General features: G+C 63.3%; 21 protein-coding genes and 1 tRNA gene. 8 read left to right on the top strand and 14 right to left on the bottom strand.

Annotated features, from left to right (window positions below):
• The 5 genes from VJ673_RS20980 to VJ673_RS20960 form a co-directional block, all read right to left on the bottom strand.
• Positions 1-1,251 (bottom strand): HD-GYP domain-containing protein, encoded by a 1,251-nt coding sequence (locus tag VJ673_RS20980; protein ID WP_324128114.1) that lies wholly within the window; start codon positions 1,249-1,251, stop codon positions 1-3.
• Between the two features lie 77 nt (positions 1,252-1,328).
• Complete coding sequence (locus tag VJ673_RS20975; protein WP_324128219.1) at positions 1,329-2,834, bottom strand: NAD(P)H-hydrate dehydratase; 1,506 nt, start codon at positions 2,832-2,834, stop codon at positions 1,329-1,331.
• Between the two features lie 111 nt (positions 2,835-2,945).
• Positions 2,946-4,487: a SpoVR family protein gene (locus VJ673_RS20970; RefSeq protein ID WP_324128113.1), complete on the bottom strand. Its 1,542-nt coding sequence runs from the start codon at positions 4,485-4,487 to the stop codon at positions 2,946-2,948.
• The gene (locus VJ673_RS20965) at positions 4,484-5,749 is read right to left on the bottom strand and encodes a YeaH/YhbH family protein (RefSeq protein WP_324128112.1); all 1,266 of its coding nucleotides are present in this window, start codon (positions 5,747-5,749) and stop codon (positions 4,484-4,486) included. The genes VJ673_RS20970 and VJ673_RS20965 overlap by 4 nt, the downstream gene beginning before the upstream one ends.
• Before the next feature lie 67 nt (positions 5,750-5,816).
• Positions 5,817-7,739 carry a PrkA family serine protein kinase gene (locus VJ673_RS20960; protein WP_324128111.1) on the bottom strand — a complete coding sequence of 641 codons (1,923 nt, stop codon included), beginning with the start codon at positions 7,737-7,739 and terminating at the stop codon, positions 5,817-5,819.
• Positions 7,740-8,002: 263 nt separating this feature from the next.
• On the opposite strand from VJ673_RS20960, the gene tig reads away from it, so the two are divergent.
• From tig to arfB, 7 genes are all read left to right on the top strand, one after another.
• Positions 8,003-9,310 (top strand): trigger factor, encoded by a 1,308-nt coding sequence (gene tig / locus VJ673_RS20955; RefSeq protein WP_324128110.1) that lies wholly within the window; start codon positions 8,003-8,005, stop codon positions 9,308-9,310.
• Positions 9,311-9,330: 20 nt separating this feature from the next.
• Positions 9,331-9,969, top strand: coding sequence for an ATP-dependent Clp endopeptidase proteolytic subunit ClpP (gene clpP, locus VJ673_RS20950; protein ID WP_324128109.1), 639 nt, complete (start codon positions 9,331-9,333; stop codon positions 9,967-9,969).
• A gap of 19 nt (positions 9,970-9,988) precedes the next feature.
• The gene (gene clpX, locus VJ673_RS20945) at positions 9,989-11,257 is read left to right on the top strand and encodes an ATP-dependent Clp protease ATP-binding subunit ClpX (RefSeq protein WP_324128108.1); all 1,269 of its coding nucleotides are present in this window, start codon (positions 9,989-9,991) and stop codon (positions 11,255-11,257) included.
• 81 nt (positions 11,258-11,338) lie between these two features.
• Positions 11,339-13,759: an endopeptidase La gene (lon, locus tag VJ673_RS20940; RefSeq protein WP_324128107.1), complete on the top strand. Its 2,421-nt coding sequence runs from the start codon at positions 11,339-11,341 to the stop codon at positions 13,757-13,759.
• Positions 13,760-13,949: 190 nt separating this feature from the next.
• Positions 13,950-14,222 (top strand): HU family DNA-binding protein, encoded by a 273-nt coding sequence (locus VJ673_RS20935; protein WP_324128106.1) that lies wholly within the window; start codon positions 13,950-13,952, stop codon positions 14,220-14,222.
• 39 nt (positions 14,223-14,261) lie between these two features.
• Positions 14,262-14,337 (top strand) — tRNA-Val (locus tag VJ673_RS20930).
• 77 nt (positions 14,338-14,414) lie between these two features.
• Positions 14,415-14,819 carry an alternative ribosome rescue aminoacyl-tRNA hydrolase ArfB gene (arfB, locus tag VJ673_RS20925; RefSeq protein ID WP_324128105.1) on the top strand — a complete coding sequence of 135 codons (405 nt, stop codon included), beginning with the start codon at positions 14,415-14,417 and terminating at the stop codon, positions 14,817-14,819.
• Between the two features lie 17 nt (positions 14,820-14,836).
• Here arfB and VJ673_RS20920 read toward each other — a convergent pair whose 3' ends face one another.
• From VJ673_RS20920 to VJ673_RS20880, 9 genes are all read right to left on the bottom strand, one after another.
• Positions 14,837-15,112: an RnfH family protein gene (locus VJ673_RS20920; RefSeq protein ID WP_324128104.1), complete on the bottom strand. Its 276-nt coding sequence runs from the start codon at positions 15,110-15,112 to the stop codon at positions 14,837-14,839.
• Positions 15,113-15,122: 10 nt separating this feature from the next.
• A complete protein-coding gene (locus tag VJ673_RS20915; RefSeq protein ID WP_324128103.1) occupies positions 15,123-15,797 on the bottom strand; it encodes an electron transport complex subunit E in 675 nt (224 codons plus the stop codon).
• Complete coding sequence (gene rsxG / locus VJ673_RS20910; RefSeq protein ID WP_324128102.1) at positions 15,797-16,396, bottom strand: electron transport complex subunit RsxG; 600 nt, start codon at positions 16,394-16,396, stop codon at positions 15,797-15,799. Before rsxG ends, VJ673_RS20915 begins: the two co-directional genes overlap by 1 nt.
• The gene (locus tag VJ673_RS20905; protein WP_324128101.1) at positions 16,393-17,469 is read right to left on the bottom strand and encodes an RnfABCDGE type electron transport complex subunit D; all 1,077 of its coding nucleotides are present in this window, start codon (positions 17,467-17,469) and stop codon (positions 16,393-16,395) included. Before VJ673_RS20905 ends, rsxG begins: the two co-directional genes overlap by 4 nt.
• The gene (gene rsxC / locus VJ673_RS20900; protein ID WP_324128100.1) at positions 17,466-18,929 is read right to left on the bottom strand and encodes an electron transport complex subunit RsxC; all 1,464 of its coding nucleotides are present in this window, start codon (positions 18,927-18,929) and stop codon (positions 17,466-17,468) included. Before rsxC ends, VJ673_RS20905 begins: the two co-directional genes overlap by 4 nt.
• A 4-nt stretch (positions 18,930-18,933) precedes the next feature.
• Positions 18,934-19,470 carry an RnfABCDGE type electron transport complex subunit B gene (locus VJ673_RS20895; protein WP_324128099.1) on the bottom strand — a complete coding sequence of 179 codons (537 nt, stop codon included), beginning with the start codon at positions 19,468-19,470 and terminating at the stop codon, positions 18,934-18,936.
• Positions 19,471-19,479: 9 nt separating this feature from the next.
• Positions 19,480-20,061 (bottom strand): electron transport complex subunit RsxA, encoded by a 582-nt coding sequence (gene rsxA, locus VJ673_RS20890; RefSeq protein ID WP_324128098.1) that lies wholly within the window; start codon positions 20,059-20,061, stop codon positions 19,480-19,482.
• Position 20,062: 1 nt separating this feature from the next.
• Positions 20,063-20,569, bottom strand: a complete 507-nt coding sequence (locus VJ673_RS20885; protein ID WP_324128097.1) for a SoxR reducing system RseC family protein — start codon at positions 20,567-20,569, stop codon at positions 20,063-20,065.
• Between the two features lie 133 nt (positions 20,570-20,702).
• Entirely contained in the window at positions 20,703-23,027 is a 2,325-nt protein-coding gene (locus VJ673_RS20880) for an aldehyde ferredoxin oxidoreductase C-terminal domain-containing protein (protein ID WP_324128096.1), read from the bottom strand.
• Between the two features lie 405 nt (positions 23,028-23,432).
• Here VJ673_RS20880 and VJ673_RS20875 point away from each other — a divergent pair, with 405 nt between their 5' ends.
• Positions 23,433-24,917, top strand: coding sequence for an AMP-binding protein (locus tag VJ673_RS20875; protein ID WP_324128095.1), 1,485 nt, complete (start codon positions 23,433-23,435; stop codon positions 24,915-24,917).
• Positions 24,918-24,961 lie beyond the last annotated feature (44 nt).

The raw sequence follows: 24,961 nt of genomic DNA, 5'->3' as shown, positions 1-24,961 counted from the left end.
CTATTTCTTGTTTCCTTCGACGAAATAGTCGAGCCGGCCGCGCGGGGAGAGGTATTCGACGGTCTCGATCGGGAGCTTCGCCGGACTGAGTGCGGTTTCGACTTTGAGATCGGCATCTCGCAGATCCACAAGCAGTGCCTCGGAGCGGGGGATTCCCACGTCGTAAAGCATCACCAGTGGATGGAGAAGATCAGACGGGTTGGTCTCCACCACCATGCCGATGCTGCCGTTCGAAAGCGAGACGAAGGTCCCGGGCGGATAGACCCCCAGCGTCTTGATGAACAACTGCACCATCCCGGCGTCGTAGCGGCCACTTTCGGTGCGGAACATCTGTCGCAAGGCTTCGGCCGGGGCCTTCGCTTCCTTGAGCTCGAAGGGATTGCACAGGTTGTCGTATCGATCGGCAATTGCGGCGATACGAGCGAGTTTCGGGATCTTCTCGCCAGCGATGCGGTTCGGAAATCCCGAGCCGTCGAAGTACTCATGATGGCAGGCGATCACGTTGCGTACGGAGACCGGCAACTCGCGCATGCCGCTCAAGGTCTTGATGCCGTAGCCGACGTGGGCGCGATAGAACTCCTCTTCGGGCCCGGTCCGCTTCGTTGTGCGCAGGATTCGGGGAGGGATGTCCTGCTTGCCGATGTCATGGAGCAGGGCGCCCAGGCCGAGGTGCTGCATCTCCTCCTCGGAAAGCTTCAGCGTCTTGCCCAGCATCAACGAAAGCGCCATCACATTCAGCGCATGGAAGGCGAGTCCCCCTTCGCGGCTCTTCTGGCTCACCAGGTGGATGACCATGCTGTCGGCGCCCATCAGGTTCTGCACCAGTCCCCCGACCAGCGCCGTTGCGTGCCGATGGGCGTCCTGAGGGCGCGCGAGCACCGAGCGGAAGATGTCGCCCGCCGCGACCGCCTGCTGCTCGAACAGTCGTTCGCGCCGCGCCAGACCTTCGCGCTGCTGACGCACGCGTTCGAGGCGCACCCGTTTCTGATCCTGCATGTCCGCGAGCGCGGCGTTGCCGAAATCCTCTTCCGGCAGCGCGGCGGCGCCCGTCGGCTGTTCGGGCAGCGGCTCAGCGGTGCTGCGCGCCGGATCCCATTCCACTTCCGCAATACCCATCTCCCGCAAGGCGTGCACCTGTTGCAGGCTGGAGAGGCAGAAACGGTTCAGCAGGAACGGGTGTCCCATCCATCCGAGGTCGGACAGCGACACAAAGACGCCCGGCTGTAAGCGATCGACGCTGATTCGCGGCATGACTCTGTTACATATTCTGTTGCGGCAAGTCTAGCAGAGAGCGGGGGCGCGGATCGCATTGCATTCGCATGCGAAATTCAACGAATCTTTGCCGCCTGCGCGATCCAACCATTGAAGACGCCGCGCGAGGCCTCGACGACCTCGCCTGCGGTGAGCCCGATCGGGCCGATGCCCTCGCGCGCGAGCCGGTCGGCCGCGGCGCCGTGCAGATGAACGCCCGCGATCAATGCCGACTCCGGATTCCAGCCCTGGGCGACGAGACTCGCGATCAAGCCGGTCAGTACGTCACCCATGCCTGCGCTTGCCATGCCCGGATGTCCCGTGCTGTTGATCAGCCAGCGGCCGTCGGGATTCGTCAGCACGCTGCCGCTTCCCTTCAGCACGACGAGCGCGCGATAAGTACTGGCCAGCGTCAGAGCGGCGGCGACGCGGTCCGCCTGGACACTGGCGGTGTCCGCGCCGAGCAGCCGTCCAGCCTCGCCCGGGTGGGGCGTCATCAGTGTCGGCGCCGTGCGGATTGCCACCTGCGAGCGGAGCTGTGGGGATGCGGCGACGAGGTTGAGCGCATCGGCGTCGAGGATCAGCGGCTTGTTGCTGCGGATCGCACGGTTGAGGATCGAAATCGCCTCCTCGCTGCTTCCAAGGCCGGGGCCCACCGCGAGCACCGACGCGTACGCCAGAACGTCATCCGGCTTCTGCAGCATCAGTTCGGGCTGACTGAAATCGACGCTCGGTGCACACTCGTCGACCATCCCGATGAGCACGCGACCGCAGCCGAGCTTGAGCGCAGCACGGCCTGCCAGCAGCGCGGCGCCGATCATGCCGCTCGCGCCCCCGATGATCCCCACATCGCCGTATGTGCCCTTGTGCGTATTCTGCAGACGCGGCCGCATGAACGGACGGACAAGCGCCGGCTGAGTCTGCAGGCCCATCGGCGGAAGCCAGGCGGGCGGATCGATGTCGAGGCGGTGGACATGAACGACGCCCGAAATGTCGGGGCCGTCGAGTGTGAGAAGTCCGGGCTTGAGTGCGAGGAAGGTCAGCGTCGCAGTGGCACGAAACACGCTGCCAAGAATCCGGCCGGTATCGGCGTCGAGTCCGCTCGGAATGTCGATCGCGAGCCGTGGCGCCGGCTGCGCATTCAGATTGGCGATCCACTGGGCGTAGCGCCCCTCGACGGGGCGCCGCAGTCCGATGCCGAACAGCGCGTCCACGACGAGCGCCCACCCATTCGCAGGAGCCGCGGGGAAATCGGACACTGTCTCTCCGCCGGCAGCGCGCCAGGCAGTAAGCGCTGCCGCGGCGTCGGGAGGGAGCTTGGCCGGGTCGCCCGCAAACGCGACGGTGACGGGGCGCCCCGCCTGCAGCAGCCGCCGCGCCATGACGAAGCCGTCGCCGCCGTTGTTTCCCGGACCGCAAGCGATCAGCGTGTGGCCTGCCCGGTCCTGGGTCAGGCGGACCGCCTCCTCGGCCGATGCCCGGCCCGCGCGTTCCATCAGCGTAGGTTGGGCGTGGGGTGCCACGAGGGCTTCGATGGTGCGAATTCCCGCCACCGGGTAGATCGGTTGGGCTTGAGGAAACATCATTTCTCCGGATCGCATGATGTCCGGATTTTACGCGTCAGACCGCAACTTTTTGGCGACTTCTGCAGCAGATGACGGAGCAGGCTGGGCATCCTGCTCCTGCGGCGGTATTCAGTTGTCGGAATTGCCACGACGCTTTTCGATGCGCGTCTCTTGCACCAGCTCGATCGTGCCGTCTTCGCGTTGCGTGTCGAGCCTCACGGTGAAACCCCAAAGCCGCGCAAGGTGCTTCATCACTTCGTCGATCGGCCCACCGAGAGGGCGCTTGCGATACTGCTGATGGCGCAAGGTCAGTGACCGGTCGCCGCGCAGATCGACGTTCCACACCTGGATATTGGGCTCACGCGTTCCGAGGTTGTATTGGTCGGAGAGAATTTCGCGGACACGGCGGTAACCCGACTCGTTGTGGATCGCCGACACCTTCAGCTTGGGCTCCTGTTCGTCGTCGAGGATCGAGAACATCCGGAAATCGCGCATGATCTTCGGCGACAGGTACTGCGCGATGAAACTCTCGTCCTTGAAGTTCTTCATCGCAAAATCGAAGGTCTCGCGCCAGTCGCTGCCGGCGATGTCCGGGAACCAGGCGCGATCTTCCTCCGTCGGGTTTTCGCAGATGCGCTTGATGTCCTGCCACATCGCGAAGCCGAGTGCGTAGGGATTGATGCCGTTGTACCAGCGTTCGTTGTACGCCGGCTGATAGACCACGTTGGTGTGCGACTGCAGGAATTCCAGCATGAAGCTGTCGGCGACCAGGCCTTCGTCGTAGAGGCGATTGATCAGCGTGTAGTGCCAGAAACAGGCCCAGCCCTCGTTCATCACCTGCGTCTGGCGTTGCGGGAAGAAATACTGCGCGACCTTCCGAACGATGCGGACGACCTCGCGCTGCCACGGTTCGAGCAAGGGCGCGTGCTTCTCGATGAAGTAGAGGAGGTTCTCTTCGGGTTCAGGCGGAAAGCGCACTGCCGGCGCCCGGTCGGGCTTGCTTTCGTGGATGGGAAGCGTGCGCCACAGTTCATTCACCTGGCTCTGGAGGTATTCCGCACGCTCGGACTGGCGCTGCTTTTCCTTCGCCAGCGAAAGCTTGGGGGGGCGCTTGTAGCGGTCGACGCCGAGATTCATCAGCGCGTGGCAGGAGTCGAGCAGCAGTTCGACTTCCTCCTCGCCATACCGCTGCTCGCATTCGGCGATGTAGTTCCGCGCGAAGATCAGGTAGTCGACGATCGCATCGGCATTGGTCCATGTCCGGAAGAGATAATTGCCCTTGAAGAAGCTGTTGTGGCCGTATGCCGCATGCGCAATCACCAGCGCCTGCATCATCAGCGTGTTCTCTTCCATCAGATAGGCGATGCACGGATTCGAGTTGATGACGATCTCGTACGCCAACCCCATCTGCCCGCGCTTGTAGCTCTTTTCCGTGGACAGGAAATGCTTGCCGAAAGACCAATGGTGGTAATTGACCGGCATGCCCACCGACGCGTAAGCGTCCATCATCTGCTCGGCAGTGATGATCTCGATTTGCGGCGGATAGGCGTCCAGGCCGAACTCTTCGGCGACCCGCGCGATCTCCCTGTGGTAGGCGGTGATCCCATCGAAAGTCCATTCCGACGTGGCCGGCAGATCCCGTTCCTTCTTCTTGACCGATGTGCGCTTCATACGAGGTTCTTCTTGAAGAGTTCACGAAATACCGGATAGATGTCCGCCGGCTCCTCGATTCTCTGCATGGCGAAGTTCTTGTGCTGGCCTTGCAGTTTCTCGTATTCGCGCCAGAGGTTTTGCGGTTCGCCCGGCGTGATCTCGATGTAAGCGAAATACTGGCAGAAGGGGAGGATCCCGGATCCGAGCAGATCGCGGCATACGGGCGAGTCGTTGTCCCAGTTGTCGCCGTCCGAAGCCTGCGCCCCATAGACGTTCCAGCTGCTGCCGGCGTAACGCTCGGCGATGATGTCGTGCATCATCTTCAGCGCACTGGAGACAACCGTCCCGCCCGACTCGCGCGAGTGGAAGAACTCGTCCTCATCGACTTCCTTCGCGACGGTGTGGTGACGGATGAAGACCACCTCGATGTGCTCGTAGGTCCGGTTGAGGAAGAGGTAGAGGAGCATGAAGAAGCGTTTTGCGGTCGCCTTCTTTTCCTCGTCCATCGACCCCGAAACGTCCATCACGCAGAACATTACCGCCTGCGTGCTCGGCTTCGGCACCCGGATACGGTTGTTGTAGCGCAGGTCGAAACTGTCGATGAAGGGAATCGCCTCGATCTTTGCGCGGACCTTGGCCACTTCCTCTCGCAAGGCCTTCGCTTCGTCACTGTCTTCGCCAAAGCGTTCGACCGCCTCGTCGAGCTCCCGCTGCAATTCACGCAAGCGCGCAGAAAATGGCGACCCGAGCGCCAGGCGCCGGCCCAGTGCGCCGCGCATCGAACGCACGATGTTGATGTTCATCGGCGACCCGTCGGACGTGAAGCCGGCGCGTTGCGTCTTGTAGTCCGAGATCCGAGCGAGCTGCGTGCGGACGAGGTTCGGCAGCGCGAGATCGTCGAAGAAGATGTCGAGGAATTCCTCGCGCGACAGGTGAAAGACGAAATCGTCCTCGCCTTCGCCCTCGTTGCTCGCCTTGCCCTGTCCGCGGCCGCCGCTGCCCCCCATCGGGCGGTTGATCAGGTCCCCGCTCGCGAACTGGTCGTTGCCGGAATACACCTGTTCCCAGACGCCGCCGCGTCCCTGCTGGAACTGCGGTTCGTTCAGATCCTTCGACGGGATCGAGATCTGTTCGCCATTGTCGAGGTCGCGGATCGAACGCTCGTGAATCGCGTCATTCACTGCACGACGGATTTGCTGCTTGAACCGGCGCATGAAGCGCTGACGGTTTACTGCGCTTTTCTTCTTGCTATCGAAACGCCGATCGATGATGCGCGTCATGACACCCTCCGGATTCGCGAGCAGGGGTGGGCAGGGCCTCCCGCCCCGCTCACCTTACACGTCAAACTCAGGACGACTTGCGGACGCGCAGATACCATTCGCACAGCAGTCGAACCTGCTTCTCTGTGTACCCCTTCTCGATCATGCGGTTGACGAAGTCCTGGTGCTTCTTCTGCTCGTCAACGCTGGCCTTGGCGTTGAAGCTGATCACAGGCAGCAGTTCTTCGGTGTTCGAGAACATCTTCTTCTCGATCACGCCGCGCAGCTTTTCGTAACTCGTCCAGCTCGGATTCTTGCCGTCGTGCTTGGCCCGCGCGCGCAGGACGAAGTTCACCACCTCGTTGCGGAAGTCCTTCGGGTTGCTGATCCCGGCCGGCTTCTCGATCTTCTCCAACTCGTCGTTCAGCGCCGAGCGGTCGAGGATCTCACCGGTGTTTGGATCGCGGAACTCCTGATCCTGAATCCAGAAGTCGGCGTACGTCACGTAGCGGTCGAAGATGTTCTGGCCGTACTCGGAATAGCTTTCGAGATACGCCGTCTGGATTTCCTTGCCGATGAATTCGGCGTAACGCGGCGCGAGGAACTCCTTGATGAAGCCGAGGTAGCGCGCCTCGGTCTCAGGTTGATACTGCTCCTGCTCGATCTGCTGTTCGAGCACGTACATCAGATGGACCGGATTGGCGGCCACCTCGCGGTGGTCGAAGTTGAACACCTTCGACAGCGCCTTGAAGGCGAAGCGCGTCGACAACCCGGTCATCCCCTCGTCGACCCCTGCGTAGTCCCGATACTCCTGATAGCTCTTCGCCTTCGGGTCGGTATCCTTGAGATTCTCGCCGTCGTAGATCCGCATCTTCGAGTAGATGCTTGAATTCTCGGGCTCTTTCAGTCGCGACAGGACGGCAAACTGCGCCATCATCTTCAGCGTATCCGGTGCGCACGGCGCTGCGGACAGCGAGCTGTGGAAGAGCAGCTTCTCGTAGATATGCACCTCGTCCGACAGGCGCAGGCAATAGGGCACCTTCACCGTGTAGATGCGGTCGAGGAAGGCCTCGTTGTTGCGGTTGTTCTTGAAGGCCATCCACTCGGACTCGTTCGAGTGCGCCATCACGATGCCGTCGAAGGGGATCGCGCCGAAGCCCTCGGTGCCCTTGTAGTTGCCTTCCTGGGTCGCGGTCAGCAAGGGGTGCAAGACTTTGATCGGAGCCTTGAACATCTCGACGAATTCGAGCAGACCGCGGTTGGCCAGGCACAGACCGCCCGAATAGCTGTAGGCGTCCGGATCGTCCTGCGAATACTGCTCGAGCTTGCGGATATCGATCTTGCCGACCAGCGACGAAATGTCCTGGTTGTTCTCGTCGCCCGGCTCGGTCTTCGCCACTGCGATCTGCCGCAGCACCGAGGGGCGCAGCTTGACCACCCGGAAGCGGGTGATGTCGCCGTTGAACTCATGGAGCCGCTTGACGGCCCAAGGACTCATGATCGTGTTCAGGTAGCGGCGCGGGATGCCGAAATCGTCTTCGAGCAGCTTGCCGTCCTCCCGCACGTCGAAGAGTCCGAGCGGCGACTCGTGCACCGGTGACCCCTTGATCGCATAGAAGGGCACATGCTCGATCAAGGACTTCAGCTTTTCGGCCAGCGAGGACTTGCCGCCGCCCACCGGCCCCAGCAGGTAGAGAATTTGCTTCTTCTCTTCCAGACCCTGAGCAGCGTGGCGGAAATACGACACGATGTGCTCGATCACCTCTTCCATGCCATAAAAGTCACGGAAGGCCGGATAAAGCTTCAGCACCTTATTGGAGAAAATTCGAGACAGGCGCGGATCCAGACGAGTATCTACAAGTTCCGGCTCGCCGATCGCCATCAGCATCCGTTCGGCTGAGGTGGCGTAGGCCGAGGGGTCGGACTTGCACAATTCGAGGTACTCCTGAATCGACATCTCTTCTTCACGGGCCGCCTCGAAGCGGGCCTGGTAGGCATTGAAGATGGTCATCTGGATCTCTCCTGTGAGGTCGAGCCCTTTGCCGACACCCGTCAGAGGCTGGCTAAGGCTGCAAGTTCCTTGTCAACTCATTCCATGGTCAAGCGCTCCAGGACCTATTTTGCGACCGGAAGCACGCTGGAAGGAAGGGTGTTTCGCTGTGTTAGAATGAAATTTTTTCCGGATGCGCCCGCGCGCGCTCATTCTCTGTCGACGATCGTCGTCGCGCGGGAGGCGAGCGGGCTACTTTTCACTAGTCAGGGGTTGTTAAGGTAATGCAGACCAACCAGGAAACTCTGGGCGCGCTGGAGCGCCGCATCGATATGTCCGTGCTGACCGCCGACATCGACAAGGATGTCGACGCGCGTCTTTCGCGCATGGCCCGCACCGTCAAGATGCCGGGCTTCCGCCCGGGCAAGGTGCCGATGAAGATCGTCGCCCAGACCTACGGTGCCCAGGCTCGTTCCGAAGCGATCGGTGCTGCCGTCGAAAAGGCCTTTGGCGACAAGGTGCGCGAGCAGAATCTGCGCGTCGCTGGCTATCCGCGCATCGAACCGAAGGAAGCGGGCGGTGATGGCCTGCTGGAATTCAGCGCCGTTTTCGAAGTCTATCCGCAAGTGCCGCTGGGCGAGTTGTCGGGCCAGAAGGTCGAGCGTCCGGTGCTGACGGTGGGCGATGCGGAAGTCGACAAGACGATCGAAGTGCTTCGCAAGCAGCGTACGACCTTCTCGCGTGTTGAGCGGGCTGCTGCCGAGGGCGATCGCGTGACGATCGACTTCGCCGGGCGCAAGGACGGTGAACTGTTCGAAGGTGGTCAAGCCACGGACTTCCCCTTCGTGATCGGCGCGGGTTCGATGCTGAAGGACTTCGAAGAAGCTGTGAAGGGGCTCACGGCTGGCGAAAGCAAGACTTTCGACATGACCTTCCCCGAGGACTACCATGCACGTAATCTGGCTGGGCAGACCGTCCAGTTCGAGATCACGGTGAAGGGCGTCGAAGAGGCCGTGCTGCCGGCGATCGATAGCGATCTCGCCCGTTCGCTCGGCGTTGCCGATGGCGACGTCGCGAAGCTGCGCGACGAAGTCCGCGCGAATCTGGAGCGCGAGGTGAAGCGTCGCATCCAGGCCCGCATCAAGGAGCAGGTCATGGAAGCGCTGCTGGCGGCCAACCCGATCGAAGTGCCGAAGGCGCTCGTCGAAGCCGAAGCCAATCAGCTTGCAGAAAACGCCAAGCGTGATCTTGAAATGCGCGGCATGAAGACCAAAGATATTCCTGTGGAGGCCGCCTGGTTCTCGGAGCAGGCCGTACGCCGCGTGAAGCTTGGCCTGATCATGGCGGAACTCGTGAAGGCCAAGGAACTCTTCGCGAAGCCCGAGCAGGTCCGTGCCCTGGTTGAAGACATGGCCCAGAGCTACGAAGATCCCGCCGAGCTGGTGCGCTGGTACTATGGTCAGCCGGACCGCCTTGCACAGGCCGAAGCCGTTGTAATCGAGGACAACGTCGTGGAGTGGGTGGTGTCGCAGGCCGAGACCACCGACAACACGGTGTCTTTTGACGAACTGATGGGTAATAACGCGGCCTAATTGCCGCAAAGGTCGAAGAAATGAGCAACGTAGCGCCACAATCGGGCAGCAACTGGGATCCGGTCGGACTCGGCATGGTGCCGATGGTGATCGAACAGAGCGGTCGCGGCGAGCGAGCCTATGATATCTATTCGCGCCTCCTGAAGGAGCGGGTGGTGTTCCTCGTCGGACCCGTGAATGACGTCACGGCCAACCTGATCGTGGCGCAGTTGCTGTTTCTCGAGTCCGAAAACCCGGACAAAGACATCTTCTTCTACATCAACTCCCCGGGTGGCTCGGTGTCCGCCGGGATGGCTATCTACGATACGATGCAGTTCGTCAAACCTGACGTCAGCACGCTCTGCATCGGCCAGGCCGCGAGCATGGGCTCCTTCCTGCTTGCTGCCGGGGCAAAGGGCAAGCGCTTCTGCCTGCCGAACTCGCGAGTGATGATCCATCAACCGCTCGGCGGGTTCCAGGGCCAGGCGTCCGACATCGAGATCCATGCCCGCGAGATCCTGAACATCCGCGCCCGGCTCAACGACATGCTGGCCAAGCACACCGGCCAGCCGGTCGAAAGGATCGAAAAGGACACGGATCGGGACAATTTCATGTCGGCCAAGGATGCGCTGGAATATGGCATCGTCGACAAGGTCCTGACGACGCGGGCCGAGGCCTGATTCTTACGAGAGGAAGACCATGACGGAAAAAAAGGCAGGCGGCGAAAAGCTGCTGTACTGCTCGTTTTGCGGAAAGAGCCAGCATGAGGTGCGTAAACTCATCGCTGGTCCGTCGGTCTTTATCTGCGACGAGTGCATCGAACTCTGCAACGACATCATCCGCGACGAGCTGGCTCAGGTCGGCGACTCCGAGGGGGCTGGCAACAAGCTGCCGACCCCGCAGGAAATCTGCGAGATCCTGAACCAGTACGTGATCGGCCAACCCCAGGCCAAGCGTATTCTTTCGGTCGCAGTGTATAACCATTACAAGCGTCTGCGTCACATCTCGGGCAAGAAGGAAGACGTCGAGCTGTCGAAGAGCAACATCCTGCTGATCGGCCCGACCGGTTCCGGCAAGACGCTGCTCGCGCAGACGCTCGCGCGGCTGCTCAACGTGCCGTTCGTGATGGCCGATGCGACGACGCTGACCGAAGCCGGCTACGTCGGCGAGGACGTCGAGAACATCATCCAGAAACTGCTGCAGAAGTGCGACTACGATGTCGAGAAGGCGCAGCAAGGGATCGTCTATATTGACGAAATCGACAAGATTTCGCGTAAGTCGGACAATCCGTCGATCACGCGCGACGTGTCCGGCGAGGGGGTGCAGCAGGCGCTGCTGAAGCTGATCGAAGGCACGATCGCCTCGATTCCGCCGCAAGGCGGCCGCAAGCATCCCAACCAGGATTTCATCCAGGTCGATACCACCAACATCCTGTTCATCTGTGGTGGGGCCTTCGACGGTCTGGAAAAGGTCATCCGCAACCGTACCGAGAAGATCGGCATCGGTTTCGGTGCCGAAGTAAAGAGTCGGCAGGGGAAGGACGTCTCCGAGTCCTTCCGCCAGGTCGAGCCCGAGGATCTGGTCAAGTTCGGCCTGATCCCCGAATTCGTCGGCCGCCTCCCGGTTGTTGCAACATTGCAGGAACTTGACGAGACCGCGCTGATCCAGATCCTCGTTGAACCGAAGAACGCGCTCGTGAAGCAGTACCAGAAGCTGTTCAGCATGGAAGGCGTAGAGCTGGAAATTCGGTCCCCAGCCCTGCACGCGATTGCCCGCAAGGCAATCCGGCGCAAGACCGGGGCACGTGGTTTGCGGTCGATCCTCGAAGCTGCGTTGCTCGACACCATGTACGACCTGCCGACCATGAAAGGGGTCGAAAAAGTCGTGATTGACGAAGGTACCATCGAAGAGGGTGCCCGACCGCTGCTTATCTACGCAGATCAGCAGAAGGTTTCCGGTTCCAACTGAAACCGGTTACGCGCGCCGCTTGATTTTCTGTCGTCGAGCCCCCATGTGGGCTCGACCAGTCCTTTCGAGGTAACAATAATCATGTCAAGCCCGCTTGACCTCCCCGACGAGCCGATGGAGCTCCCCCTGCTGCCACTGCGCGATGTGGTGGTGTTCCCTCACATGGTGATACCGCTGTTCGTGGGGCGGCCCAAATCCATCAAGGCGCTTGAAAACGCGATGGAGGCGGGCAAGGGCATCCTGCTGGTGGCGCAGAAGTCTGCGGCCAAGGATGAACCGTCCGAAACCGATCTGTACCAGGTCGGCTGCATCGCGAACATCCTGCAAATGCTGAAGCTGCCCGACGGCACCATCAAGGTGCTGGTGGAGGGCGTGCGCCGCGCGGTGGTCGATTCTGTCGAAGACCTGCGCACCGTCTTCGTCGCCAAGGTCACACCGTTGCCGCCGGAAGAAGGCGCCAACAACGAGCTCGAAGCGATGCGCCGCGCGATCATCGCGCAGTTCGACCAGTACGTGAAACTGAACAAGAAGATTCCGCCGGAGATCCTCGCGTCCCTCGGCGGTATCGAGGAACCCGGTCGCCTGGCCGATACCATCGCCGCGCACCTGCCGCTCAAGCTCGAGCAGAAGCAGGAAGTGCTGGAGATGTCCGACATCGGCCAGCGCCTTGAGCGCCTGCTGTCGCAGCTCGAGACGGAGCTCGACATCCTGCAGGTCGAAAAGCGCATCCGCGGGCGCGTGAAGCGCCAGATGGAGAAGAGCCAGCGCGAGTACTACCTGAACGAACAGGTCAAGGCGATCCAGAAGGAACTCGGAGAAGGCGAGGAAGGTGCCGACTTCGAGGAGATGGAAAAGAAGGTCAAGGCCGCCGGCATGACCAAGGAGGCGCTCGCGAAGGCCCAGGCCGAGCTGAAGAAGCTGCGCCTGATGTCGCCGATGTCGGCCGAAGCCACGGTCGTGCGCAACTACATCGACACGCTGGTCGGCTTGCCGTGGAAGAAGAAGTCGCGCGTGAGCAAGGATCTCGCAGAAGCCGAGAAGGTCCTGGACAAGGATCACTACGGCCTCGAGCGCGTCAAGGAACGGATCCTCGAATATCTTGCCGTGCAGCAGCGCGTCGAGAAGGTCAAGGCGCCGATCCTGTGCCTGGTCGGCCCTCCTGGCGTCGGCAAGACCTCGCTCGGGCAGTCCATCGCGAAATCGACGAACCGCAAGTTCGTGCGTATGGCGCTCGGCGGCGTCCGTGACGAGGCCGAGATTCGCGGTCACCGTCGTACCTACATCGGTTCGATGCCGGGCAAGATCCTGCAGAACATGAGCAAGGTCGGCGTGAAGAACCCGTTGTTCCTCCTCGACGAGGTGGACAAGCTCGGGATGGACTTCCGCGGCGACCCGAGTTCGGCGCTGCTGGAAGTGCTCGACCCCGAGCAGAACCACACCTTCCAGGATCATTACATCGAGGTCGACTTCGACCTGTCCGACGTGATGTTCGTGGCGACGGCCAATACCCTCAACATCCCGGCCGCACTGCTCGACCGGATGGAGGTGATTCGCCTGTCCGGCTACACGGAAGACGAGAAGGTCAATATCGCGCTGCGCTATCTGCTGCCCAAGCAGATGAAGAACAACGGCCTGAAGCGCGACGAGCTCTCGGTGACCGACGAAGCGCTGCGCGACGTGTGCCGCTACTACACGCGGGAAGCGGGTGTGCGTAGCCTCGAGCGCGAGATCTCGAAGATCTGCCGCAAGGTGGTGAAGTCGCTCGTGCTGAAGAAGCGCAGCTCGAAGATCGTCGTCAACGCAAAGAATCTCGACAAATACCTCGGGGTGCGCAAGTACTCCTTCGGTATGGCCGAGAAGGAAAACCAGATCGGCCAGGTGACGGGCCTCGCCTGGACCGAGGTTGGCGGCGAGCTGCTGACCGTCGAAGCGGTGGCGCTGCCCGGCAAGGGCAAGGTCATGACGACGGGCAAGCTCGGCGAAGTGATGCAGGAGTCGATCCAGGCAGCCCTGTCGGTGGTGCGCAAGCGCTCGCGTTCCTTGGGCATTCACGAGGACTTCCACCAGAAGAGCGACATCCACATTCACTTGCCCGAAGGCGCGATTCCCAAGGATGGGCCGTCTGCGGGTATCGCGATCAGCACGGCCCTGGTATCCGTCCTGACGGGTATCCCGGTGCGCTGCGATGTCGCGATGACCGGTGAAATCACCTTGCGCGGTGAAGTGCTGCCGATCGGCGGGCTGAAGGAGAAGCTGCTGGCGGCAGTTCGGGGTGGTATCCGTATCGCCTTGATTCCTGAGGAAAACGTCAAGGATCTGGTGGAAATTCCGGAGAACATCAAGAACGCGCTGGAGATTCTTCCGGTACGCTGGATCGACCAAGTGCTCGAGCATGCGCTCGAACGCCGTCCTCAGCCGCTGCCCGAGCCGTTGCCGAGCGAAACCCCCGCGGGGGATACTGGCGACGAGAGCGGGACCGGCAAGACGGTCACCGCGCACTGAGTCGCTTCGAAACCCGCATGGAGACGCGCTGTGGCGATAGTCATATCGCTGCAGCGCGTCTTGACACCTGGGAATTGGGCGGGCTATAAAGCCCCTGCAACTCGCAACGCATTTGGTATTGGCCCGAATGCCGCGCCAGCAGGGGCTTTCGCAGCTTCGGGCTACCACTAATATCCAAGAGGGGACTTAAGTGAATAAATCCGAACTGATCGACCAGATTGCCGCGAGAGCCGATCTCTCGAAGACGGCTGCCGGCAAGGCGCTGGATGCAGCTATCGCGGCGGTCAAAGAGGCTCTTCAGCAAGACGACTCCGTGACCCTCGTCGGATTTGGTACCTTCCTGGTAGGCGAAAGGCAGGCCCGAACCGGCCGTAACCCCCGCACCGGCACGAGCATCAACATCCAGGGCGCCAAGGTCCCGAAGTTCAGGCCTGGCAAAGCTCTGAAAGATGCGGTAAACTAGCCGACTTTGCTGGATTGCAGTGATTGATCCAGCCGGTGCGGGTGCTTAGCTCAGTTGGTAGAGCGTCGCCCTTACAAGGCGAATGTCAGCGGTTCGAGCCCGTTAGCACCCACCAAATAGCCTGAAAAAGCCTGGACATGCTCCGGGCTTTTTCTTTTCCCGCCCTGGAATAGCCTGGTCTTCCGTAAAGCGATGCGTCCAGATATCTCCATCTTGCCCGACGAAGTCGAGATCACTGCGATCCGTGCGCAGGGTGCGGGCGGGCAGAACGTCAACAAGGTGTCGAACGCGGTGCATCTGCGTTTCGATATCGCCGCGTCTTCGCTGCCTGAGGAGATCAGGGAGCGCCTGCTCGAGCTTCGTGACCATCGCATCAGTAGCGACGGCGTGGTCATCATCAAGGCGCAGAAATTCCGCAGTCTCAAGAAGAACCGCGCCGAAGCGCTGCGGCGATTGCAGGACTTGGTTGCGGGTGTCGCGACCGTGCCGAAGGAGCGCCGGGCCACGAGGCCGACCCGTGCTTCCGTCGCAAGACGCCTGGAGGGCAAGGCGAGGCGGGGAGCGGTGAAGGCGGGACGGGGGAAGGTCGAGGATTAGCCTCGGGGCAGGACGACTCAGGCTGCGCCGTCCGTTGCGCCGCGTTTGCGCACGGTTTTCGGATCGCAGGTGATCGGGCGGTAGATTTCGACGCGGTCGCCGTCCTCGAGCACGGTGTCGAGGCGGACGAGCTTGCCGAAGATCCCGATCTTTTGTGTCGCCAAGTCGACTTCGGGGAACTGCTCGGCGATGCCGGAACGGGTGATGGCGTCGCCGACGGTCGTGCCGCCCGGCAGGTCGATCGTGAGCCACGCTTGGCGGCGTGGGAGGGCGTAGGCGATGCCGATCTTCATGTCCGTCTCCTCATGCGACGCTGTGGGCGCCCGCCATCTGGATTCCCTTTCCGGCACGGACGTCGAGGATGCGTTTGGCGACGACCATCAGGCCGGCGGTCAGGAAGCCGCCGGGGGGTAGGATCATCATCAGCACTGCGCTGTCGGCAGGCAATATCCTGAGTTCGAGGAAACGGAATGCCGGGCCGAGGAGCAGCGAGGCGTCGGCGAAAAGCGTGCCGGCGCCGAGGATTTCGCGCACGGCACCGATGGCGGTCAGCGCTAGCGTGAAACCGAGGCCCATGAAGATGCCGTCGAGCAGCGAGGGCAGGACGGGTTCCTTCGCTGCGAAGGCTTCGAGCCGCGCGAGGGGCAGGCAGTTCGAGACGATCAGCGGGATGAAGAGGCCGAGGACCTTGTAGAGTTCGTGCAGCCAGGCGTTCATCGTCAGGTCGACGAGCGTGACCATCGCGGCGACGATCAGGATGTAGACCGGGATGCGGACTTCCTGCGTGATGCGCTCGCGGAAGAGGGCGACGAGCAGGTTGGAGGCCGCCATCACGGCGGCGGTGGCGAGGCCCATGCCGAAGCCGTTGGTGGCGCTGGTGGTCATGGCCATCGTCGGGCACATGCCGAGGAGCATGCACAGGACGCCGTTGTTGTCCCAGAGGCCGTCGCGTGCGATCCGGCCGTAGTCGCTTGCCATCAGTTCGCTCCGATGATTTCGTTTCTGTGGGCGGCGAAGAAGTCGAGGCCGCCGCGGATCGCGCCGACGACGCCGCGTGGGGTGATGGTGGCGCCAGCGAACTGGTCGAAGTCGCCCCCGTCCTTTTTGACCTTCCATTTCTCGACGGGCGGCGTGCCGAGCGTGAGGCCGGTGAAGCGCAGGATCCAGTCGCCCTTCCTGGTGTCGATCTTGTCGCCGAGCCCCGGTGTTTCCTTGTGGGCGAGGGCGCGTACGCCGAGAATGCGGCCGCCGGCATCGATGCCCAGCATCAGGCGAATCTCCCCCGCGTAACCCGAAGCGCGGATCTCATATGCGACGCCGGTGACCCGCCCGTTCTTGCGGGCGAGGTAGGCGGTGAGATCCTTGCCGTCCTGGGCTTGCAGCGTCAGGGCGTCGCTGACCGGGTTGTTGTCGCGGAGGTTTTCGGGAAGGACCTGGGCGAGCGAATTGAGTTTGTCTTCGAGCGCGCGCTCGGCGACGGCATCTTCAGTCACGCGGTCGGTGACGGCGAGAACGGCTCCGAAACCGAGGCAGAAGGTGCCGAGGATCGTGGCATGGATCAGCGCAGACGGCTTCATGCTTTCTCCTCCAGCGGCAGGGCTTGCCCGTCGCGACGGCGTCCGAAGATCCGCGGCCGGGTGTATTGGTCGATGATCGGGGCGAGCGCGTTCATCAGCAGGATCGCGAAGGCCATCCCTTCGGGGTAGCCGGCGAAGGTCCGGATGATCCAGGTGAGGAGGCCGCAACCGACGCCGAAGACGAGCTGGCCGCTCTTCGAGACCGGTGAGGTGACGTAGTCGGTCGCGATGAAGAAGGCGCCGAGGAAGCTTGCGCCGGAGAGGAGGTGGAAGCCGCCGTCGGCGAAGCGGGCCGGATCGATGGCGTGGAAGAGCGTGCCCGTCAGGAACAGGCTGCCGAGGACGGCGGCCGGGATGTGCCACGAGATGATGCGCCGGGCCATCAGATAGAGTCCGCCGACGAGAATCAGGAGGGCCGAGGTTTCGCCGAGACTACCTGCGCGCAGGCCGAGGGCCATGTCGCGAAGCGGTGGGAGGCTGGTCACGGACTCGGTCGCCGGGATACCGCGCGTCAGTTCGGTCTTGACGTGGCCCAACGCGGTCGCTGAGGTGATCGCGTCCAGATGCTCGCCGGCAAAAGTGATCGCCAGGGATCTCGAAAGATCCGGCGAGTCAGGAGAGGAGAGCGGTTGGGGGGCGACCCATGCGGTCATCACGACGGGGAAGGACACGAGCAGAGCGACGCGGGCGACCATTGCGGGGTTGAACACGTTCTGACCGAGGCCGCCGAAGGCGTGCTTGGCCAGCGCGATCGCGAAGACTGCACCGACTACGCCGATCCACCACGGCGCCCAGGGCGGCAGGCTCATTGCGAGGAGCCAGCCGGTGAGCGCGGCGGAGCCGTCGGCAAGCCCGGCCATGACGGGGCGGCCGGCGACGGCGAGGCAGGCTGCTTCGACGGCCAGGCAGGCGCCAACGGTGACCGCGAAGAGCAGGATCGCCGGCCAGCCGAAAAGCCAGGTGTCCAAAGCGGTGGCCGGAACCAGTGCCAGCAGCACGGCGATCATCGTTTGGCTGACGCTGTTCGGCGCGTGGCCGAACGGGCCGCTCCGTTCGGGAGAGATTGGACTCATGGGGTGACCTTTTCTTCGTTTGCACTCACGGCTGCAGCCTCGCGGGCCGCGGCGGCCGCGCGTTTGGCCGCTGCGGCTTTTTCCAGGCGCAGGTTGCGCGCTTCGGCGAGCGTCCGCGTTTGTTCGAGCTTGCGTTGGGCGAGCGCGTCGGCGTTGAGCCGTCCCTTGGCGTAATTGAAGTACTGGACCAGCGGGATGTGGGAGGGGCAGGCCCAGGCGCAACTGCCGCAGGACAGGCAGTCCTGCACTCCCAGCGCGGCGGCGCGGTCGAGGTGGTCCTTGCGGATCAGGGCGGCGAGCTCGACCGGCACGAGGCCGCAGGGGCAGGCGCTGACGCAATTGCCGCAGCGAATGCAGGGGCCCGCGGCGTGTTCGGCCGTTTCCTGGGTCGTCAGGGCGAGGATGCCCGAGGTCCCCTTGACCAGCGGGACGTCGAGGCTCGCGAGCGGCTGGCCCATCATCGGCCCGCCGCTGACGAGTCGATGAGGCTCGATGGTGAGGCCGCCGCAGAAGGCGACGAGCTCGGCGAGAGGTGTGCCGATGGGCGCCTCGATGTTCTTCGGTTCGCGCACGGCGCCGCCGCTGACCGTGACGACCCGGTGAGTGAGCGGGAGGCCAGACCGGACAGCAAGGTGGACGGCCCGCGCGGTGGCGACGTTATGGACGACGACGCCGATGTCGGCGGTGAGTCTTCTCGCGGGCGTTTCGCGACCGGTGACAGCCTGCACGAGATGGCGTTCGGACCCCATCGGGTATTGCACGGGCAGGGCAGTGACCCGGACGTTGGGGAACGGTGCCGCGGTGCAGTTCAGGATATGGATCGCCTCGGGCTTGTTGGCCTCGACGGCGATGACGACATTCGGAGCGCCGAGGGCGTGAGCCATCAGACGCGCCCCATCGACGATGGCATCGGCGTGTTCGCGCATCACGCGGTCGTCACAGGTCAGATAGGGTTCGCACTCGGCGCCGTTGATCAGCAGGATGTCGAGCGGGCGTTGCTCCCCGAGCCCGAGTTTGACCGCTGACGGAAACGCCGCGCCGCCGAGGCCGACGATGCCCGACTGGGCGACGCGTTCGCGGATCGCTTGCGGCGGTGCGTCGAACGGGTTGGCGATGGGCTCGGGAAGCGGTGCAGCTTCGTCCTTGCCGTCCGGGACGAGGACGATCATCGGCTGCGGAAGGCCGGACGGGTGTGTACCGGGGAGCTCGGTGATCGCCTCGATGGTCCCCGAGGCCGGAGCGTGTTGGGGTGCGGACACGGGACCCTGGCCGCGGGCGAGGAGCTGGCCCTTTCTGACATAGGCGCCGGGGGCGACCAATGCTTCGGCCGGCGCACCGATATGCTGCTGCAGCGGGATGAAGAGCTTTGCGGGCAGTGGCAGGGGGACGATCGGACGTTCGCTCGAAAGCTCCTTGCGGTAGTCGGGATGGATGCCGCCGCGGATCGGGAAGAGTTTCATGGCTTCAATGTGCGGACGCGGATTGAGGTTTGGGCCAGTGCCACGTCGCGAGCGTCGGAGACACCGGGAGCATCACGATCGCGTCGGTCGGGCAGACTTGTGCGCACTTGCCGCAGCCGTGGCAGGCGTCGGTGATGATGGTGTGCATCAATTTCGTCGCACCGAGGATCGCGTCGACCGAGCACTCCTTGAGGCAGCGCGTGCAGCCGATGCAGAGGTCTTCGTCGATGAAGGCGTATTCCGGGCCTTTCTCGACGTGTTCCGAGAGATCGGCACTGACGCCGAGCTTCTTTGCGAGCGCTTCGGCGACGGCTTTGCCGCCCGGGGGACACAGCGTTACCGGCGCTTCGCCGCGAGCGAGTGCCGCCGCAGCCTGCGCGCAGCCGACGAAACCGCACTGGCCGCACTGCGAGCCGGGCAGCATCGACTTCAGCTCTTCTTCGAGCGGGTCTTCCTTGACGGCGAGGAAGTGTGCAGCGGTACCGAGCAGGCCGCCGAGTGCCGCGCCCATGATCGTGAGACTGCCGATATCGATCAGCATGATGGGTTCCTAGTTGGTGCTCATTCCGGAGAAGCCCATGAAGGCCAGCGCGAGCAGTCCTGCCGTGAGGAAGCCGACCGGCGGGCCGGCGAAGAGGCGCGGCACGTCCGCCAGTGCGAGGCGTTCGCGCAGGCCGGCGAAGATCACCATCACGAGGCTGTAGCCGATCGACGAGGCGAAGGCGAAGAGGGCGCTGGCGAAGAAGTTCATCTTTGCTTCGACGAGCAGCAGGGCGACGCCCAGGACGGCGCAGTTGGTCGTGATGAGCGGCAGGTAGATGCCCAGCATCTGGAAGAGCGAGGGCGAGATCTTGCGCACGGTCAGCTCGGTGAATTGCACGGCCGCGGCGATGACGAGGATGAAGGTCACCGTGCGGAGGTAGCCGAGCCCTTGCGGCTCCAGCAGCCAGGTTTCGACTGCCCAGTCGATCATCGACGAGATCGTGATGACGAAGGTGGTCGCCATGCCCATGCCGACGGCAGTGTCGACCCGGGTCGTGACGCCCATGAAGGAGCACAGGCCGAGGAAGCGCGCGAGGATGACGTTGTTGACCAGCGCGGCGCTGATGAAGAGAAGGACGTATTCCCGCATGTCAGCGGTGCTCCTGATGACAATCGAGGGGGACGGGGACGCGGCGCAGCAACTGGGGCGTGACTTCGCCGCGGGCGGTGAGAAGGCGCGCCAAGATACGGGAGAGGCCGAGGCCGATCGCGAGGCCGGCGAGACATGCCACGACTGTGATCGCGTCGCGCCCGTCCATCGCCTGCGCGAGTGCGCCGAGTGCAAACATCATGACTAGCGGAATGGCGTAGGCGGTGAGGCTTGCCCTGACCAGCGCATCCTCCCGCACTCCGACGACGACGCGCTCGCCGATGGCGAGATCGGCGGCGTCCGCCAGCGGGAAACGTCGCGCCTCGAGTCGGGTTGCGAGGGTGCCGATGCCTTTGCTGCCGCACATCGCCGCCGAGGCACATCCTCCGCAACTGCCTCCCTGTTCTGGCTCGAGCCACGCGATGCCCTCGCGGATCGCGACGACGCGTGCCGTGCCTTCTATCAGCGCGGACATGTCGCTGGCGTCGCAGGAGATTGAAGCTGTCATCGTTTTCATGCCTTGGGAGGGTCCATGCGTCCGAAGTCTGCACGAGACCGCCCAGGTAGCCGCCCCCATACAGGGGGGGCTATCAGGGATATCCGGATCGGGTTTGGTTGAGACTGTGCGGCAAGCGTGCCGCTCAGCCGCCGGCGATGATGGGCACGAAGCTCACCTGATCGCCGTCGTGCAGCGCCGCGTCGCGTTCGCCTGAGAGCACCATGCGTCCGTTGATTGCGACGTTCCACGAATGGTCGTTCAGGGACTCGCGTGCTTCGGGCAGGCGGCGGTGCAGGGCGTCGCGAAGGGCGATGACGTTCGACACCGGTTCGTCGACGACGAGGTGCTTCTCCGGGGCGCCCGGCAAGGGCTGCGGCAGTTCGACGTGGAGCGCGAAGCCGGTCGTGGCGCGCGCAAGTCGTTCGTGCCAGTCGGCCTTCGGCACGCCTTCGGCATTCAGGCCGGTGACCTCGTAAAAGCGCGCCTTGGTCGCCTCGAACTCCTTGCGGTCGACCTTCTCGCCCTTGAACGGTCCGACCTCGATCTCTTCCTCGAACCAGCGTCGCGGCAGCGTGTCGTCCTTCGCGCGCAGGCCGAGGCGGAAGTTGATCAGGCGTTCGAGGCCGGTGATGTTGCGTCCGATCTCGTTCAGCTCCTCGCCACTGAAGCCGAGCTCGGTCGCGGCCGAGAGCTGGGTCGCGAAGTCGCCGCAGTCGGGTGTCGTCGGCGAGTTGAAGAGCTTGGTGTTGAAGCGGCACATGCCGACCGAGTCGCCGACCGCGTAGGTGTTCTCGCAGCGGCGAACCGCGATTTCCTTGCCCTCATACCGGTTCGGCTCGGGGGCGACGGTGCCGCCATAGAGCTGGGTCTTGAACGGCGCGTCGTCGTTGATGCGGGCGTTGATTTCGAGCGTCACGCGATTCCTGAGGTGGTCCATGCCGCGGGTCGCGACGGACAGGCCCAGGGCGAAGGCTTTGAGGATGCGCGAGTCGTGCGGGTCGGACTGGAAAAGGCCCTTGACCGCCATGCGGTAGTCGAGCGCCTCGGCAGGATACTTGCCGCGTTCGACGGCGCGGGCGGAGTCGGCGATGGTGTCGCCGAAGCCTTCGCGCTTCGCGGTCATGAAGAGCAGCTTCTCGACGGTCTCGTAGTTGCCCCAGGAAAGATCCAGTCCGCCAGTGTGGCGCGCGTCGATGATGCCGCGCTGCCACAGTTCCATCGCCCAGGAGATTGCGCTGCCGGTCGAGGCGGAATCGAGGCCGAGGTCATTGAGGATGTTGTTGAGGCGCAGGATCTGTTCGGGTTCCTTCAGCCCGATCATCGGGCCGAACTTGCCGACCGTGACGTACTCGGGGCCGTCGCCCTTGTCGTACTGGTCGAACTGGCCGTCGTTGCGGATGCCGTTGTAGGTGCGTTGCTTGCCGTGTTCGATGTCGGCCTGCGCCTTGTCGTAGCTGGCGTTGCCCTTCAGGCCTTTCAGCGCGGCGGAGCCCCAGCCGCCCTTGCCCTCAGGGGTCATGTCGTTCTGGTTGCGGCAGTGGACGGGGCACTTGAAGCAGCCGTCCATGCCGGGGCGGTAGGGGTCGAAGTTGTCGGCGTCGAGGGTCTCGTGCCAGGCGGTCTTCTGGTTGTTCAGGGTGCCGAGTGCACCGAGCACGCGCGAGGGTTTGTAGAGGAAGGGGGTGCCGACCTGCTTGAGTGCGTTCTTGATGACCGAGGTCGAGGTGATCTTCTTGCCGATCACGCGGTTGTGTTCCTTGAGTTCCTTCGCCTTCGGCGCCTCGTCGGGCTTGCCATGGACCATGATGGCCTTCAGGCGCAGCGCGCCCATCTTCGCGCCGCCGCCGCCGCGCGCCCAGATCGCCTTGATGCCGCCCATGATGCCGCTGCATAGCGCGAGGTTCTCGCCGGCGCTGGTGATGCGTGCCAGCGCCATGTCCTTGCGCTCGGTGCAGTCGAAGTCGCGTTCGATCACGCCGGGGAGGTCGAGGTTGTCGAGGCCGAGGTAGGGCGTCGCGTCGACGAACTGGACTTCGTCGTGCGCGATGCGCAGCAGCGTCCATTGCGGCGCGAGACCGTACAACACGACGTGGTCGTAGCCGTGGCGCTTGACGAAGGAGGGGAAGTAGTCGCCCCCGTTGGTGTCGAGGATGGCTTGGCTATCGGGCGAGCGGCTCGTGAAGTTGCCGCGCGTCGCGGCCGGCATGTCGCCCGTGAGCGTGCCCGCGCCGAAGATCAGCGGGATTTCCGGATCGAGCGCGTCGCGGTCTTCCTGCAGCAGGTTGTAGAGCAGGTACATGTTGGCGCCGCGTCCGCCGAGGTAGGTGCGCAGCACATCGAGCGGCAGATATTTGCGGCGTGTTTCGCGCCGTTCGAGGTCGACGAACAAGACGGCGCCCTGGGTTGCATATTGCGGAGCATCGTGCAAGCGCACACACAATTGTTCGACCTTGTCCCTGATCCCCATTGCCATCTCCGATGATTCGTCGTCTGCGAACAAGTGTGTCAATAAAACAGTTTGAAGTCAAACAAAAAATAGCGTGACCCTGAGATGCTGCAGGGGAGTGGCGTCGGATCGACCCCCTTTGACGCGTCGTTTCGCGAGAAGGCCAGGGGCGCTCTGGGATTCAAGGAAGCGGCTCGCGAGGGGAGGCCGACAGAACGGGTATAGTGCACTGCGAGATAATTTGATATCCATCAAGTTAACCCGAGAAAATCGATTTTCATGTTGTGACTGCGGCTTCGTGCGACCTATTGTTTCAGGGATATCTCGCGATGCAGGGGTGTGCGTTCCCCATGCGTTTCCCGGTCCGATTCACTGAATGAGGCCCGCCGGACGCTGTCCGGCGTCCGCTGCAATGGAGAATTCCGAATGAATGCTGCTGAAATCCTCTTGTCCGTCGGGGCAGACGCCGCGATTGCCATCGAGTGCGGCGAGCGGCGCGTGAGCTATGCCGAACTGCGCGAGCGTGTGCGGCGTGCGGCCGGTGCATGGCGGGCGTTGGGTCTGAAGACCGGCGATCGTGTGATCGTGTTCGCGCCGGACAGCGATGAGTGGGTGGAGGCGTATCTGGGGGTGATCTGGGCGGGAGGCGTCGCGATCGGCGTCAACTCTCGATTGTCGGTCGAGGACGCGGCACCGATCCTGAAGGAATGTGAGGCGCGCTTCATCTGGTGCGAAGCCGAGGATGCGCAGGCGCTCGTGACGGCGGTGGAAACTTCCGTGAAGGTCGTCGCGAGCGGTCCGGGCACCTTGAATTGGGGGAGCTACCTTGCAGGCGCTGAAGGGATCGAACCGGTGGCGCGCGACAACGAAGATGCGGCCTTGTGGATCGGCACGTCGGGGACCACCGGCACGCCGAAGGGCGTGATCCATGTGCAGCGCGTCGTGGTCAATGCGCACTCCTTCGCGTGCGGCATCCTCGGGCTGAGCGCGGCGGATCGCTTGTACGCGACATCCAAGCTGTTCTTCGCGTATGCGCTGGGCAACAGCCTGTTCGCCGGCCTTCGCGCGGGCGCGACGGTGATCCTCGATCGCGAATGGCCGACTGCGGAGCGGGTCGAGCAGATGGTCGAAAAGCACCGCCCGACGCTCTTGTTCAGCGTGCCGACGCTCTACAACAAGATGCTGCAGACGGGAGTCGCGGCGCGCATCGCCGACCGGGGTATCCGCCATTTCGTATCGGCGGGCGAGGCGCTGCCGCCCTCGATCCGCCAGGGCTGGCGCGAACAGACCGGATGCGGCCTGATCAGCGGTTATGGCACGTCCGAGACGCTGTGTCTGATGCTGTATAGCGATGACGATTCGGGGCTGATGAAGCCCACGCCGTTGACCGAGGTGCGTTTCAATCCGAACGCGGGCGCGGATCTTCCGCAGCGCATCTGGGTGCGGCACACGACGGTCGCGCAGGGGTACTGGAAGCGGCCCGACGCGCAGGCGGACGGATTCCACGAGGGATGGTTCTCGCCTGGTGACATGTTTCTTCGCCACCCCGATGGGCGCCTGGAATACGCCGGGCGCAACGACGACATGCTGAAGATTGCCGGACAGTGGGTTAGCACGCTGTGGGTCGAGCAGTCGCTCGCGTCGCAGTGCGGCGAGGCCGTGCACCAGATCGCGTCAGTCGGGGTGGAGTCGGGGGACGGGCTGACGGCGCTGGCGGTGCTGGCGGTGGCAGCGCCGGGGTATGCGGCCGAGGCGCGCCGGCGGCTGGAGGACGCGATCGAGGCCTTGCCGGGTCATCGCCGACCTCGCTGGGTGCATTGGCTCGACGCTCTGCCCTTGACGCCGACGGGCAAGCTGCAGCGCGGCAGGCTGCGGGCCTTGCATGAGCGCCAGGTGGAGGCCATGGCCTGACTTCCTGAAAGACCCATCGGATCGCAACGCTTCATTCGTTCGTC

It is taken from the genome of Aromatoleum sp. (assembly GCF_035254505.1).
Lineage (GTDB): Bacteria > Pseudomonadota > Gammaproteobacteria > Burkholderiales > Rhodocyclaceae > Aromatoleum.
The sequence above is the reverse complement of the archived record's forward strand: the minus strand, read 5'-3'. Positions and strand labels throughout refer to the sequence as shown.